The sequence below is a fragment of the Botrimarina hoheduenensis genome (assembly GCF_007859815.1).
Lineage (GTDB): Bacteria > Planctomycetota > Planctomycetia > Pirellulales > Lacipirellulaceae > Botrimarina > Botrimarina hoheduenensis.
This window is the reverse complement of the sequence record NZ_SJPH01000002.1, coordinates 18,619-33,322: the sequence shown is the minus strand read 5'-3', so window position 1 is coordinate 33,322 and position 14,704 is coordinate 18,619. Positions and strand designations below refer to the sequence as shown.

At 60.8% G+C, this 14,704-nt stretch carries 12 protein-coding genes and 1 pseudogene; 6 read left to right on the top strand and 7 right to left on the bottom strand.

Translation table 11 applies throughout. From position 1 onward, the window contains the following. Positions 1-57 precede the first annotated feature (57 nt). From Pla111_RS03975 to Pla111_RS03955, 5 genes are all read right to left on the bottom strand, one after another. A complete protein-coding gene (locus Pla111_RS03975) occupies positions 58-996 on the bottom strand; it encodes a hypothetical protein (RefSeq protein ID WP_146571645.1) in 939 nt (312 codons plus the stop codon). A 134-nt stretch (positions 997-1,130) separates the two neighbouring features. Further along, positions 1,131-1,817: a PEP-CTERM sorting domain-containing protein gene (locus tag Pla111_RS03970; RefSeq protein WP_146571643.1), complete on the bottom strand. Its 687-nt coding sequence runs from the start codon at positions 1,815-1,817 to the stop codon at positions 1,131-1,133. A 103-nt stretch (positions 1,818-1,920) separates the two neighbouring features. Then, a complete protein-coding gene (locus Pla111_RS03965; RefSeq protein WP_146571641.1) occupies positions 1,921-2,991 on the bottom strand; it encodes a DUF1559 family PulG-like putative transporter in 1,071 nt (356 codons plus the stop codon). A 26-nt stretch (positions 2,992-3,017) separates the two neighbouring features. Beyond that, positions 3,018-4,763, bottom strand: coding sequence for a LamG-like jellyroll fold domain-containing protein (locus tag Pla111_RS03960; protein ID WP_146571639.1), 1,746 nt, complete (start codon positions 4,761-4,763; stop codon positions 3,018-3,020). 54 nt (positions 4,764-4,817) lie between these two features. After that, a complete protein-coding gene (locus Pla111_RS03955) occupies positions 4,818-5,333 on the bottom strand; it encodes a sigma-70 family RNA polymerase sigma factor (protein WP_231930799.1) in 516 nt (171 codons plus the stop codon). A gap of 262 nt (positions 5,334-5,595) precedes the next feature. Here Pla111_RS03955 and Pla111_RS03950 point away from each other — a divergent pair, with 262 nt between their 5' ends. From Pla111_RS03950 to Pla111_RS03930, 5 genes and pseudogenes are all read left to right on the top strand, one after another. Next, positions 5,596-6,555 carry an endo alpha-1,4 polygalactosaminidase gene (locus Pla111_RS03950; protein WP_146571635.1) on the top strand — a complete coding sequence of 320 codons (960 nt, stop codon included), beginning with the start codon at positions 5,596-5,598 and terminating at the stop codon, positions 6,553-6,555. Positions 6,556-7,002: 447 nt separating this feature from the next. Beyond that, entirely contained in the window at positions 7,003-7,203 is a 201-nt protein-coding gene (locus Pla111_RS03945) for a hypothetical protein (RefSeq protein WP_146571633.1), read from the top strand. Next, positions 7,173-7,535 (top strand): annotated as a pseudogene (locus Pla111_RS03940) (sigma-70 family RNA polymerase sigma factor); the annotation flags it as partial. The gene Pla111_RS03945 and the pseudogene Pla111_RS03940, both read left to right, overlap by 31 nt. A gap of 943 nt (positions 7,536-8,478) precedes the next feature. Then, positions 8,479-8,658, top strand: a complete 180-nt coding sequence (locus tag Pla111_RS03935) for a hypothetical protein (RefSeq protein WP_146571629.1) — start codon at positions 8,479-8,481, stop codon at positions 8,656-8,658. A gap of 331 nt (positions 8,659-8,989) precedes the next feature. Next, positions 8,990-10,639, top strand: coding sequence for a glycoside hydrolase family 16 protein (locus Pla111_RS03930; protein WP_146571627.1), 1,650 nt, complete (start codon positions 8,990-8,992; stop codon positions 10,637-10,639). Positions 10,640-10,880: 241 nt separating this feature from the next. On the opposite strand, the gene Pla111_RS03925 is transcribed toward Pla111_RS03930, so the two are convergent. Further along, positions 10,881-13,133, bottom strand: a complete 2,253-nt coding sequence (locus Pla111_RS03925) for a terminase gpA endonuclease subunit (RefSeq protein ID WP_146571625.1) — start codon at positions 13,131-13,133, stop codon at positions 10,881-10,883. Continuing rightward, positions 13,123-13,353 (bottom strand): hypothetical protein, encoded by a 231-nt coding sequence (locus tag Pla111_RS03920; protein WP_146571623.1) that lies wholly within the window; start codon positions 13,351-13,353, stop codon positions 13,123-13,125. The genes Pla111_RS03925 and Pla111_RS03920 overlap by 11 nt, the downstream gene beginning before the upstream one ends. 515 nt (positions 13,354-13,868) lie before the next feature. Between Pla111_RS03920 and Pla111_RS17650 the strand changes: the two genes are divergently transcribed. After that, complete coding sequence (locus tag Pla111_RS17650; protein WP_146572754.1) at positions 13,869-14,276, top strand: winged helix-turn-helix domain-containing protein; 408 nt, start codon at positions 13,869-13,871, stop codon at positions 14,274-14,276. Positions 14,277-14,704: the final 428 nt, after the last annotated feature.

The following is a 14,704-nucleotide window of genomic DNA, read 5'->3' as shown; positions in this document are numbered from 1 at the left end:
CCACCCCTGGGCGACGAATAGTGAGCCGATCGTGTTCGCGTTGGCTTCATGGCAGGATTAGCGGCGTTGGACTGCGGTTGCGAATGCAAGAAGGGCGGCTAGAACCGCGGCGGTTGGCTCGGGGATGCTAGTCGCAGACGTAGACAAGCCTGTTCCATAGCGCATTACCCAGTAGTTGTAGTCTTCCTGGTCAACGATCTGATCGCCGTTACCGTCTGCCGGCAGGTCGACTCCGATATCATTCAACGAGTCTCTCCACACCGTGTAGTCCGCAACATCGACAACACTGTCGCCGTTGTAGTCTCCCTCGACCACTGGTTGAGTAGCCAGCGTGTAAGAAATAACGTCGGTGATATCTCCCGCCCCTTCTTCGGTCCAAAAGAGAATGTCGATTGAATCCTGTGGGAAAGCGGAAAAGCTTGGAGGAGTGCCTACGGCAAAGGTGAACATTGTCTCGAGCGAGATGGCCCATTCTTTGCTAGGACCGTCTTGATCGAAAAACGGATAGATCAACGCGCCTCCGTTGCCCAGCGGACCGCCCGTCAGAGAAACGCCAAGATTGAAGAAGCCTGCTATCTGTTGGAAAGGGAAGTCGTTTTGGTAGCCTAGATCGGAGCCTATCAGTCCGAGTCCAAATAGGTCGAAGCCCGTCGAGGTGTTCTGATCGATGTCGATCCCAATAAAGGTGTTCGCTGAACTTGCGTTGTGGTAGGTCAACCTTAGATAGAGATACTCGTCATCGTTGGCAATCTGTACATTCGCGAAGTCCATGAAGTCGCGTCCCTCGAAGCTTCCCGGATTATCAGCCGGGTCAGAGTAGGCAACAGGGATTCCGTTCCAGTCATCAAACTCAGTTCCTTCTAGCTCTCCCTGTACTTGGATGGTGGTACTAAAGGTGCTCGGCGCGGTTGTGAACTGCCCGAAGGCAACGCTGTTTAGGCAAACCACGAGGAAAGACGCCAGCCATGGCAAGTGGTGCCGTACTGTTTTCGGCATGGGGGGACTCCGCGCTAGGTTGAAGGCACTACGAGGGAAAGATGATGAGAGTTTGTGCTGTACGGACTTCTCGAAGTATGCCATCGCGGGGAAGTAGTACTCCCCGTGATGGCAGCTTGTACGCTATTGCATGACTAGCGTCGCCGAACGAGCGCAAGGCTGCCGAGGCCGAACAGCAAGACGCTGGCGGGTTCAGGAATCGCAGCCAGCGTGTAAGAGATGGGGGCAGACACATCTCCAGCTAGATCGCCACCGGGCAGGCCGTCGGCCCCAAGACCTAAGTCTGTCCAGAAGAGCAGGTTGACCGAGCCATCAGGGAATACGGCCGAGCTGTCCTGGTTGAACAGAATGTCAAGGGAGATTGCAAGCTCACGCTCTGCGCCGTTGGCGAAGGCGTCGAGGAGCGCAGCGCCCGAGCCGAAGAAGTCGCCCGACATGCCGAACCCATTGTTAAAGTTCGCGGCGTCTTGCGTGAAGGGGAAGTCGTTCTGCCAGCCCGCCTCGGAGCCGATCAGCCCAAGGCCGAAAACATCGAAGCCGGTTGCGGTGTTGCTGTCGCTGTCGATCGACGTGAACGTGCCGAGCGACAACCCGTTTGGGAACGTATTGTAGATGTACAGGAAGTTATCGTCATTGGCGATCTTCGTGACACCGATATCGGGGCCGGCGGTGTTGTCGCCGCTGTCATCATCCACGGCGGGCACGTCGGCCCAGTCGCTGAAATCGCTGTCGATGGTGATCGTCTTGTAGAAGCCTGCGTGGGCGGCGCCCGCCAATCCGATAGCCATCGAAACAGCTAGCGCTAAGGTTGTTCGAGTCATAAAGTCGGTCTCCAAAGTTGCAAGGAAGAGGAGGGAGGCAATTCTTCGTTCAGCTGTATGTCTTCTTCAGAACTCTCTGTCGTCAAAAAACTCTCGGCGAGCCTCAATCGCTTTCTGCGGCAAGAACTCCGTCGCTGCGGTTACCAGCCAGGCGGTGAATGTCCGGATCAACGTCGAACGAGATGAAGCTGACCGAGCCGTCGCAGTAGGCCATATTGAACCCACCTGAATGAGCCGAACCAAACTTCAACTCGTCGCCCGGATTGCTGCCGGTCTGATCGGGACCGAGCGAAATCTCTTGGTTGAAGAGCACTCGATTTACCGTCACACGCAGCGTGTCCGCGTTTCCGCCGCTAAAGCCGGGTTCATTGTCTCCCACGTCAAGTCCGTCTTCGTAGTGATCGACTGACATGTACTTCTCGCCAACCATGTAGACCTTAGAGGTTCCATCGCTCACGTGTCGAAAGGCGATCATTGACCTAGTATAGACGACACCGGTAGCATCACGCACAATGGTAATCAGGTTAGGATTGCTAGCGTCGCGGGTGCGCCACGATGGGTTCCAAGCATAGCTTTGCGCCGTCTCGTAGTTGTCTACGTTGTAGGGGACGCTCGATCCCGTTCCCGTGGGCTCGGCGACGAACATGTCGCCCGCGTTTGCAGCGTAGTCGGTCTTGCTGCAGACCTCGATAGGTGTCTCGCAGTAAGCGTAATTGAGGAGGGGGCTCCCAAGCCTATAAACGTTCGCGGAACGCCGACTAGGGCAAGTCATTCCATCAAAAGGCGACTGCACACGCTGCAGAGTTGCCGCTTCGCGGGCGGCTCCGGTGAGACCCATTCCGAGATCGTGCAGGGTTTGCTCTTCGATGTAGGGAAGAACGTTGTAGAGCCAGCCCCCGGGTTGTTTATTGCCGTATCCGTACTCGGGGTAGCCAAGCCAGTTGAACAGCCAGCCGCCAGTGGGCATGTGACCGTGTGTGTCGTGATGCATATGGAAGGCTAATGCGAGCTGCTTTACTTGATTTCTGCACTGTGTACGGCGGGCCGCCTCGCGGGCGGCCTGGACGGCGGGCAACAACAGAGCCACAAGGATCCCAATGATCGCGATTACCACCAAGAGCTCAACAAGGGTGAAACCCCTAGGCTTAACCTCTAGAGTCAATGTCTTAGTCATTTCGTATTCCTCCCGTATACGGCGCCTTAGATGGCCGAACGACCTTGTTCGGCATGAATGTTGACGCGATTCGCTGGCAGCACATGATCGTAGACAGCCACATCACGCAATTCTCCATGGAACAACCATGACGTGAGCGACTTGGGCACGAACTCAGCCGCGCCGATACGGGCCGGCCATTCAAACTCTTCAAGCGAAAGCGCATGACGCGCCTCCGAAACCGCTATGCCATCAATATAAAGACTAACTAGACCCGTGATCGATTGTGTCGCGTTCTCTTGGTCGATGTCTGGTTCAAAGGTTGCCGCGACGTGCGTCCATCGGTTCCGCATGATCGGTGTGGGGGCTTGTATCTTGTCCCAGTTGCGGCCGTATTGCCCCGACCCCGTCCAGCACTGCCAGCGGTCGTTGTCGCCAGCGTACAAGGTGACACCAAAGCACTGCTCGCTGTCGGTGTTGGAAGCGAGCACCCATCGAGATGTGAAGATGGCTTGATATTCAGGCCCGCCCGAAACACGAGCCCAGCTCTCGATCGAGAATCCTGTCCGGAGATTGATGGGTGGCTTGCGGTCAGACTCTATGTAGGATTCGCCATCGAAATAGGCGCCCCGTGGCTGACTCGCGTCGACATCGGACAGTTCCGTGGGCCAGTTGCCAATCGCGTGGCCGTCGTAGCCGTTTTGTGTTAGGTCAAGCACCGCTCGGTGACGACGAACCCGGTACAGCGGCCAGTAGGCGAGGGGCTCGTCGGAGAGCACCAATCGTTCGTAGTCGTTGAGTCGCTTGGCGGTATCGTCCCAAGAAAGCAACAACCCTTCGGAAGGGGCATCGACTTGCTGTGTGATTACGCAGTGCTCTTTGTCGCGCAGATACTCCATCGTTTGTCCTGCTGACAAGGTAGAGTTGGCATCCGCAGCAGACCGTCCTCGGTCGGGGGACGTATTGGCGAGAACCTTGCCGCGCAGCACCGTGACAAGAGCCCGGTCGTCGGCTTCTGCAACGACCACAAACTCGCTGCCGCCTGTGGCGAGCGCGACAGGTGTCTGTATCGTCATTCCCTCGGGATGGCGAACAGTGATCTGGCCATGTCGCAAGAAGACCGTCCGCTCCTCGATTGCGGAGAGTTCTGCGGGTCCCTGGACGAGCACCTCGCCACCGCCAATCTGCAAGCGAGCCACGCCCCGAGCGAGTTGAAAGACCTCGCCCCGGCCCAACGGTGAGCCAACCGTCAGCGGACGTAGGAGCCCGTCTGAGGAAGCGACAGGGGTTAGTCCCGTAATCCGACCCAACGACACTGAGGGTTGGGGCTCGGCGAGCACAATCGCCGGTCGCGACTCGACAGGGGCTCTTGTTTCAAGCTCGCTTGGCGGTGTCTTGAGTTCCCAAGCAGCCAAGAACGCCGCACCGATCGCCAAGCCCCAGGGGAGTACGCGGGCTAGCGACCAGCTACCTTTCTCGCGGGTTGGTTTGACCCAGAGTTTCTCATCCACCGCAATCGGAGGCGCCAAAGGACTGTAATGCGTGCCGCCCGACTCATCACGGAGGGTCTCACTGTCGTGAACAGCTTGGACGTAGCGCAGAGCCGCGGACCGATCTCCGCGAATTATCTCTCCAAGCCTCTGCCAGCCCGCTGGTCCCAACTCACCCAGGGCGTGCTGCTCGAGCAAGCTGTCGAGGTCCTCAACAACCCCGCGCGATTGGTCATTTTGGTCGCTGTGGGCCACGGCTTCTCCCGGCTCTCCCGGCGGCGAGGGGTAATGCGAGTGGGGCATAGTTGATCCCTCCAGCGTTTATTATAAGAGTCTGTTTCCGAACCAGACGTTCAATCAAGCCAAACCTTTTAGGCCAAGCGACTGCCTAACGCATTTCTCTAGCAATTTTCTCAACCGGCACATGGCAACCGTTGCTGCTTTGATACTCCGTTGCTCTCGCGCAGCGATCTCAGTCATCGACAGCCCAACGGCATATCGCAGGCGTATCGCTTCCTGCTGTTTTGGCTGCAGTTGCTGCAGGCAGCCTCGAAGCGCACGCCGACGGTCATCAAGCGGACCCGACTGCTCTTCCTGCAAATCCGCTAGCTGACCGATGAGCTGCTCATCAAACGCGATCGTTCTTCGCCGCTTCTTGTCACGTAAGTACTCGAGCACCTCAAAGCGGGCGATGGTGCAGACCCAGCGAATAAGCTCTTCCTCTGGGTTTTTTTCGGCATACCGAAAAGTGTTGAGCTTCTTCCAAGCGATCAAGAGAGTCGACTGAACGACGTCATCGATAGTATCGGAGTCGTGCCCAACCAGTGTCGCAACGAAAGCCCGGACCCTGGGGGTATGCCGCGCCAACAGCATCACGAAGTCGTCTGCATCGACCCCGGTTCTTGACAATACATTTACTCCCGCAAGGTTGTTTCGCTGTCCGCCGCGGAACTCAGGCCAACTGCGGGCCAACTGCTTTATGTCTCGTTCGCCAAGCTACGTCCGTAGGCTCACAGATGCTACAGATGAAATCTCTGTAATTTCTGGTTAATTCGTGGCGTTGCTGTTGTTGGACCTCGCGCGGCAGACCTGTGGGCCTATCAACGAAGAGCCTCACCTGAACCGGGAAGACCTAATGCTCACCGCCCCAGCGAAGATGCAACTGTTTCTCACGGCGGCGATTGCAACCGCCGTAGCGTCGTGGGCGACTCAGCCCCCCATCCTCGACCGGCCCGGATTCAGCGAAGTAGCCAGTTGGGCGTACCAGTTGACCGGGTACGAGGGGGAAGCGCTCGATGTCTTGGCCTCCGCACCGGTCGATCTGGTGGTGATCGACCTCGCTCGCGACGGTGCTTCAGACTACTTCCGCCGCGACGAGGTCCGGCAGCTCCAAGCCACGGGCAAGCATGTGCTCGCCTACTTCGAGATCGCAGCAATCGAGAGCTTCCGACCCGAATGGGACGAAGTCCCCGACGACCTCAAGGCGGGCGCCGTCGATGGCTGGGAAGACGAGCAATACGTACGTTACTGGGACGTGCGGTGGTGGCCGTTTGTCAGGGCGCGTGTTCAACAAGCGATCGGAGCCGGATTCGATGGGGCATACCTCGACATGCTGACGACGTACGAAGAGATCGACGAGCCGGTCATACCGATCCAGCGCCGAGCCGAGCTCATGGTTGACCTCGTCAGGCGCATTTCTGGACTAGCGAAAGACCTATCGCCAAACTTCAAGATCATTCCACAGAACTGCCCCGAGCTTGCGATAAATCCGCATGACGAAGCGCTATTCAATGAGCTCTACTTAGCGGCAATCGACGGCATCGCGCTCGAGTCCCCTTTTTACCTGCCCCACAACAAACCGTGCCGCGAAGAGTGGTGCGCAGAGAATCGTCGTAACGCCATTGCCATTAAGGGCCAGAATAAACTACTGCTCGGCGTCGATTACGTTAGGGGACAGCAGCGGCGGTCTGACTCTTACAAACGCCAAAGAAGAGCGGGGTTCGTGCCTTATGCCAGCATTGTCGAGCTGGATCGCTACAACCCCGAGAATGATCTCTCTAGGGATCGTGCCCCGGATGAGTCGACAAGACGGTGAGCCTCCAACGCCAACCACGAGCTGGGTTGGCATCTTCGCATGGTAGGTTCGTCAATCCCGGCTAAGAGCCCGTGATCAGAACTGCTCCTGGTCGATTAGTAGCGGTGAGTGGCGCATTTTATGGCCCAAGTGCTGACGCATGGCGGCCTGCTTAAGGCTCCCCGTGCGCCCCGAACCTGATAGAAGCCGCTTCTGCTTGACAGACTCTTTCAGGAACGATGCATCCGACCGCAGATTTCAACGCTGCCTCGGGCCTCGCTCTCACGCTACTAGACCGTCAAGCTCAGGCGGACGGAGCATCAATTCTGCTTCTAGAGGCTGTCCGATCGTGTGTGTCGCGGGTCGAGCCTCTTGGGTCAGAATCGGTGCGAAAGGCGTCGCGGGGAGAAATCTGCTGGATTTAGTCACGCCGGAACTCTCCGAGACAATCCATTCTAGAGGCACCCTATGGCAGACCGCTCCAAGAAGCTATTCGAAGCGCTCGTTCGCGAGAATGAGGGGGCGCTGACCGCCTACCTGCGTGCGTTCGTCCGCGACCCCGGGCTAGCGGATGACCTTTTCAAGAAACGCTCGTCACCGCGTGGCGGAAGTTTGACGACTTTGACCAATCGCAGCCGCTCGGCCCATGGCTCCGGGGTATCGCGCTGAATCTAACCCGCAACGCGGTCCGAAAGCGAGCACGCGACGTGCTCCTTGTTGGCGACGAGGTCGCGGCACACGTCGAGTCGGCGATCGCTCGCGTCGAAACGACGCCGGGCTACACGTGGAGCGCTCGGCTGCACGCTCTGGAGGACTGCGTAGCTACCCTGCCGGAGCGGTCTCGGGAATTGCTTGCTGGTCGGTATGAAGAGGGTGAGTCGGCCGAAGCAATCTCGGCTCGCATTGGCTTGCAGCCCGCGACCGTCAGGAAGCAGCTTCAGCGGCTTCGCGAAGCGCTCGCCGAGTGCATCGGGCTCCGGCTTCGGGAGTCGACCGCATGACCGAGCGAGATCCTCCCGATCCGGCCGACGAGCTGCTTGAATGGCTTGACGGCGATGCGCCGAGTCCGCCCGAGTTGCCTGACCCCGCGGTCGCCGGTGATCAGCTGGCGATCCACGGCTTACTCACTCGGCTCTACGAGGTTCCCGCCGATTCGCAGCGCCGCATCACCGCCGCACTTGCTCGCTTTGACGAAGAGCAAGCGGTCGAGAGCAAGAAGCGTCATCGGAGCGTTACTCGGAGGCCGATCCGAGGGCTGCGAAGCCGTTCCAATAGGGTAGTGCTCGCGAAAGCTGCGAAGGTATGCGTCTTAAGAGCATCGTCTACGGACGATTGCAACAAAACGCGAAACGTACTGACGTGCTTAAGAGCCTTCAAACAAGAGGTTTTCAACGCGACGATTGTGGTGCCTAATAACTTTGAGGTCGTCGGTTCGAATCCGGCCCCCGCCACTTGTTTTCGCGGTAGCGAACTCCGCTCACCGCCGGGTTATACGAAAGGCCGATGCCCCCAGGCGTCGGCCTTTTCGCGTTCTATCGCCTTTTCTGGCAACAACTTACGGCGACGAATCAAGTCTCTTGGTGTCGCGCCTGCAGGCATGCGCGACACCAGGGTAGCCACCGGTGCGGTCGGTTCGGAGGCCACTTTGGCCCGAAGTCTCGGTTGTCTCTGTGTCTCGCCTGGGGGCGGGTTATCAGGACGTTCGGTCCGCTCTACCGAGCCGAAACGGGTTGCTCCCTGAAGGTCCGCTGCATCACTGGTCAGCCGGATGGCGATCACGCTACCTGCAGAGATGTTGACGCGACGAGGAGACCTCGTGCAGTTTGGGGAATTCCTTCGGCGCGTCGGTCGATGCAACCTCGGCAGAATCGCGGTATCTAATCGATTGCCCACGTGCTGCTTGTCTCCGCTTCGGGCGACTAGCCAGAGCCCGAACGTTAGTCTTTGGCTGTTGGATCGAGCGGCGTTTGCAGAACGGTGCCGATCGGACCCAACGGAAACGCGGAGATCCTCTGCCGCGACCTGGAGATCAAGCTGACCGCCGAAGAGACAACGAGTTTCTCGCTCGACACCCCGATCGACATCGCCGGCAAAAGCTACCCCAGTGACGGCTACCCGCGTTGAGTCGAATGCCCGGCGAGTAGCGGCGAACGAGCAGCGCCCGTCAGGGAGCGACCAAAGCGGCCAGTCAGCTACCGACGTTTGACGCCAAGTAGAACTGCAACCGAGCCGGCGACCACCGAGGGTCGTCGGCTTTCATTTCGCCAAGACCATAGCAAGGAACAGTTTCTTTGCTTTCATTTGTTTCCCCCAAACGTGCCCGATACGACCGAATCGAATTGAAGGGGTCTGTAGAATCAAGATATACTAAAGCACTTCTAATGATGCCGTCCGTTTGGTCTGAAACAGTTACAAGCTTGCCGTTCGGGCACCCTATTCTCGAAGAGAAAACATCTTGTCTCCATCGCTATCGAAACGGCGTACGCCGATTTGCTGGACGCCTTTACTGGGCGTATTGGTTGGCGCTAGCTTGGCCACAGCCCAGGTTCCCGATCTTCCTGGTTGGGATTTGCTCTGGCACGACGAGTTCGACGGCACCACTCTCGACAACGTGAAGTGGGAAGCCCTCGATCGGCGGGACAGCTTCAATAATGAGAAGCAGTACTACCACCCGGATCAGGTGACCATCGCGAATGGGAACCTCGAGCTCACCGCGATCAACACTCCCCGCAGCGGCAAGGCGTACCAGTCGGGACTGATCACGTCGCGCGATCTGTTCGGGCCGGGCCGTTTCGAGGCCCGGATCGACTTGCCGACCTCCCAAGGAATGTGGCCCGCTTTCTGGCTGAACGCCAACAACGTCCAGTGGCCGATCGGCGGTGAGATCGACATCCTAGAGAACCGCGGCAGCCAGCCGAACCTGACCTCCAGTGCTTACCACTGGCAGACCAACCCGGGCCCGTGCTGCGATCAGCGGCAGTTTGTCTACGACGAGTACACCGCGACTGAGAACGGCCAGGCGGTAGATTTCCACGCCGGCTTCCACACTTATGCCGCCGAGTGGGACGACGACTCAATCGACTTCTTCGTGGACGGCAACCTGCACTTCACAATCAACGAGACCCCTAACCGGCCGATCATCGAGACGCCCAAGAACATTATCCTCAACCTCGCGGTGGGCGGCATCTTCGGCGGCGACCCCGACGGATCGACCGTCTGGCCGCAGACAATGCTGGTCGATTACGTCCGTGTTTGGCAGCCCGAGGGGACTCCGGTCGATCCGGTCGATCCGGTCGATCCCGTCGATCCCGTCGATCCCGTCGATCCGGGCGTCAACCTGCTGAGTAACCCAAGTTTCGACGCCTCCGGTGGCTCGCTCGACAGCTGGACTGTCTTTGGCAACGTCATTCCCAACGTGTCGGCAAATAACGACTTGTCAAACGATGGTTCACACGCTCTGAAGGTCTTCGGCCAGTTTAACGGCGGCACTAACTTCTCGGGCGTCTCGCAAGGCGCCGCGATCACAGGTGGCGAGTCGCTATTGGCCACGGCCAGCACCTACACCCCCTCGTGGGACACGCTCTTTGGAAAGGCCAATGAGCTGTCCATGAAAATCGAGTTCTACAGCGTATTCGGTGCCGAGCTTGGCTCGGCTGGCTTCTTGAGCGAGGTCACGCAACTCATCCACGATGGCTCGTCCGATGAGAACATGTGGCTTGACCACACTCTCGAAACGGTCGCCCCAGAGAACGCCGTCGAGGCTCGTTTGACGTTCCTGTACCAGCAGCCCGACAACGAGAACGGTGCTGTCTGGATCGACTCCGCCGGCCTCTTCGTCCAGTCGTCGATCCTCGAAGGCGACTACAACGACGACGGCCTCGTTGACGCGGCCGACTACACCACCTGGCGAGACGCGATGTCGCAGCCCGGTGCCACGCTCCCAAACGACTCCACCCCGGGTACGGTCGATACCGCCGACTATGACGCGTGGAAAGCCAACTTCGGTGCCACGAACGCCGAAGCAGCCCCCACCGCCGTGCCCGAGCCGGCCGGCGTGCTGCTCATACTGACCGCCTATTTAGTGACAGTGCAACGCCTTCGCTGAGCACAAGCAAGCCAACCCGCAACGGCCGCGACCGTGAGGGAGCGACGACTCAGGCCGGCCTCTCGAAGAGACAAAAATCCGCTTAAAAGTTTCACGCCGACGCCGCCTGCCAAAGCCCCAATCCTGCGTCGGTTGGACCAACACCAGCAACTTGGCGGCCCGGCCAACTGAAGGCGGTGGCGCGTACCTCTGAGGGTACGAGGCAAGTCTTGTTACGGGTGGCTGCACCAACCCCAGACCCTCACCCAATCGCCCGATAGCGCCTGCGGCGTCGTTTTCGGATGGCGCTCATCACGGGTTGGCCCTCCAGCGCGCAGCCTTGCAGGCTCGCTGCGACGGCGGCGCCGACGAGGCCGTCGAGCCAATGGTTGTCGGCGCGTTGGGGGCGGAGCTTCCACTCGTCGACCGTCCGGCCGCGGCCTTCGGTACGGACGCGGTGCTCGGCGGTCAGATGTTCGGCGAGCAGCCGATGCGTAGCAGGCTTCGCGCCGTAGAGCGACAGACAACCCGCGTCGCCCATCCCCACGGCGAGCCGGGCGTAGACGAACGACTTCCAGAAGTTGGTGTCGTAGAGCACGTAGCGCACGGCGCGACGCCCGTTGGCGCTGGGGATCCGCCAGTTATTGCCCAGGAGGTCGCCACTCTTGCGGCGGTACTCGGAGAAGGGCTGGCTCGACGCCCCCACGAAGCGGCCATGGCTGGGCGTCACGACGCTGGCGTACGCCGACTGCCGACAGAACTGATAGACCACCTCGGTCGAGCTTCCCCAGTTGGCGTCGACGAGACAGCGTTCGATCCGCAAGAGCGCGCCATCCTCACGCCGCCATTCCTTACCTAATATCTCGTCCGCCAGCGCGGTGAGGCCGGCGTAGATCGCCCCCTCGAGGCCCCCGCCATGCGCCAGGGTTAGGGTCCGCCGGGCGTCGCGGAGCGTGAAGTAATCGCGCTGCTGGTCGGGGTAAGCCCCGTAATCAAGAACGTAGCCGGTGAAGTTGGGTTCCCAGGCGACCACCAGGTAATAGAGCAGGTTCTGCTGCACGTCGATGAACGCCGTGAGCCGCTGCGCCGCCAGCGGCACGACCCCCCGCGCGTAACGATTTAGCTTGGCGGCGATCTGGTCGGCCGACAGTTCTTCGGCGTCCCCCGCTTCCAGCGGCAGCGGTTCGTTCTGGTACTCAGCGAAGAAGGCGGCTTCGTCCTGCAGCTTGAGGTTCATCGCGTGCTGTAGCGCCGAGAGCTCGTCGTGATTGAATCGCTCGGGCCAGGCGACCTGCGCGCCTTCGTCCATCGCCGCTTGATGCTCCCGATAGAACTGGGTCGCTGCGGCCAGGCCCCGTCCGGCGCGGAGCTCTTCGGCGCGCAGCTCGGCGTACTCACGCCACAGCTTCTCATCGTCCGGGAAGGCGTAGACCATCTTGGTCCGCTCCCCGTTCCACTCGGGATGCTGATCCCGATCGAGCAGGTTGTCAGCCATATCGCCCGGGCGAATCACGGTGCAGGGCATCACGCCGGCGATCTTTTGGCCGGGGCCGGCCAGGCCCAGGACCGCTCCGGCGAGCACCCCCTCGCGCGTGGCGCACTGCGTGACTGAACGGGCCGACTCATCGGTCTGCGGATCGTCGAGCACCACGAGCGACGGGCGGACCGTCTTGCCGTCGGCCCGCTTGTACTTCATGCCCCGGATGCGGCCGGTGATGCCGGCCACCTTGATGATCGCGCCGCTGGCGCTGCTGCCGGGGATCGTCGGCAAGACGATCTCGCGCGCGGTCCAGCCGATGTGGGTCCGCTGACCCCGATAGAGCTGCCCGCCACAGCGGTTGGCGATCCCGTCCAATGACTGGATCGGATAGACCACCTCGGGGTAATCGGCCAGCAGCAGGTCGTTCGCGTCGAGTTCCGTCTTGATCGAGTCGAGCATGTCCATCGCATGCCCTTCGTCGGAGCCGATGAGGCAGACGAACGCGCGATGGCCGTTGAGCACGGCCCAGATGCAGGCGCACTCGCAGAGAGACGTCTTGCCGCTGCCGCGCGGCATCGCCATGGCGAACAAGCCTCCTTCCAGCACCGCCTGCTCGATCTTGCGAATCACCTTCAGATGGTCTTCTGACCACGCCAGGTGAAAGGTCTGCGGGAAGTAGGCTTCGCAGAAGCGCTGGAAGTTGCTGGCGGCTTGCGCTTTGCGGGCGGGATCCGCGACGGCCGGGAGTTCGCCAATGTCTCTGCCAGCGGTGGAGAGGGTGGCGTTGCGCGCGCGGGCCCGCTCTTTGAGCGTCTGGTAGGGGTCAGCGGCGGGTTCCGGTTTCGGTTCGTGGCGCATCTGGATCAGCCACGCCGTGTAGCGGAGCAGATCGACCTGCCGCTCGTTGCCGACCCGCAGCCCCGCGCGCGTTCGGTGGCGATGGAGTTGCCGCTCGCTGAGCACCGCGCCCAGCGGCGTGGAGTTCAAGTAGCGGCAGAGCTCGCTGGGCCTGAGTTGGCGGGGATCAGTGGCCACGCGACATCTCCTTCACGAGCCAGGCGGCGTAGTGGACGAGGTTGATCGTGCCGTCGCTCTGGGTCGGCGCGCCGGCGGCGAGGTCCGCTTCGATCTGCTCGAGCGGAACGCGGACCCCCGCCGCGGCCGAGAGGAGCTGGGCGGCCTGCGAGGGCGTGAGACGGTTCGGATCAATCGGCTTCGCCGACGGGCTCTTCATCGCAGCAGACTTCTTTTTCATGGCGAGGGACTCCGGCCATGACGCGCGTGACGCGGATGACGCGGTTTCCGCGCGCTCGGGGGGCCTACAGGAACGGACTGGTGGGCGTTCGCGGCGGAGTTCTTCCGCCTCTCGAAAGATTCTGCCGAATTCTTCGCCACCGCGCTTGAGCTGCTGGCGCCCGCATGGCTCCTGTGTCCAGACGCACAGCGATTCCCCGCCCACCCCGCCACGGAGCCCCCGCGATGACTGCGCGCAACCCTTCTCGACCGCCCCTTCTGGCCGACGCCGCCTACGAGAACGCCCATCTTGTTGCCCGCGACCAGCTTCGGCGTTTGGACGAGCTGCTGCACGACCTGCCCGCCCCGGGCAACGACCAGCGCCCGATCCACTGGGGGGACGTTGGCGACCTCAACGAGGTCAACCACCAGCTCGCGCAGGTGATCGCCTTCTTGAGCCAAACGAATTACTAGCGCCGAAACCCGGCCGACAAGTGTCGGCAGCGGGTCGCGACGGGTGGTTCCCGTCGCCTGAGGATGGCAGCCCTTCCACCGATCCACGATACGAGGAGATTCACCATGCGTTCCAAGATCCAACCGAAGAAGGTTTCCCCAGTGAAGGCCGCGGCAACGAAGCGAACGACCGGCGCTACGAAGGCCGCCGCCAAGAAAGCATCGCCTAAGAAGGCCGCCACGCCAGCAGCGCCCACGAAGCAGCGCAGCCTGCTCGAGGCGGCCTACATCGCGCTGCAACGATTCGCAGCGCCGATGACGACCCAGCAGATCATCGAGGCGGTGACCGACCAGAAGCTGTGGACCAGCCCCGGCGGCAAGACCCCCGACCGGACGCTGTACTCGGCGCTGGTGCGCGAGATCGCCGCCAAGGGCGCCGACGCCCGCTTCCAGAAGGTGGAGAAGGGGAAGTTCGCACTGGCCGCCAAGTAGACGACCCCCTCGCAGCGCCACTAGCGCCCCACGTTCGCCACGTGCGGGCGTTTTCTCGTGCCGTGGCGTGCTGAGCCAACCCTGCCGCCGGTCGCGACACGACGCCAACGTTGGGGCCACGCGGGGAGCGAAGAAACTTGGCGGTAATCGCTCGAACTCTTGCCCACCGCGCTTGATTACTCCGGCCCCGCATGGCTCCTGTGGGTTAACGGGCGTACACGACGCCCGGCACGCAACAAGGAACCAATCATGCGAACCATCGAGATACGAGGCCAGGAACACCAGACGGCGCACGACGCGCTGGTGGAACTCAATTTCTCCGGCGATCGAGCGATCAGTCTCGGCGGCCGATTCTTCACGGTCGATGAAGCCGAGTTTCGCCGCCTGCAGAACCAGGGCCTGCAGCCGACGACTTGGCATGATCACAA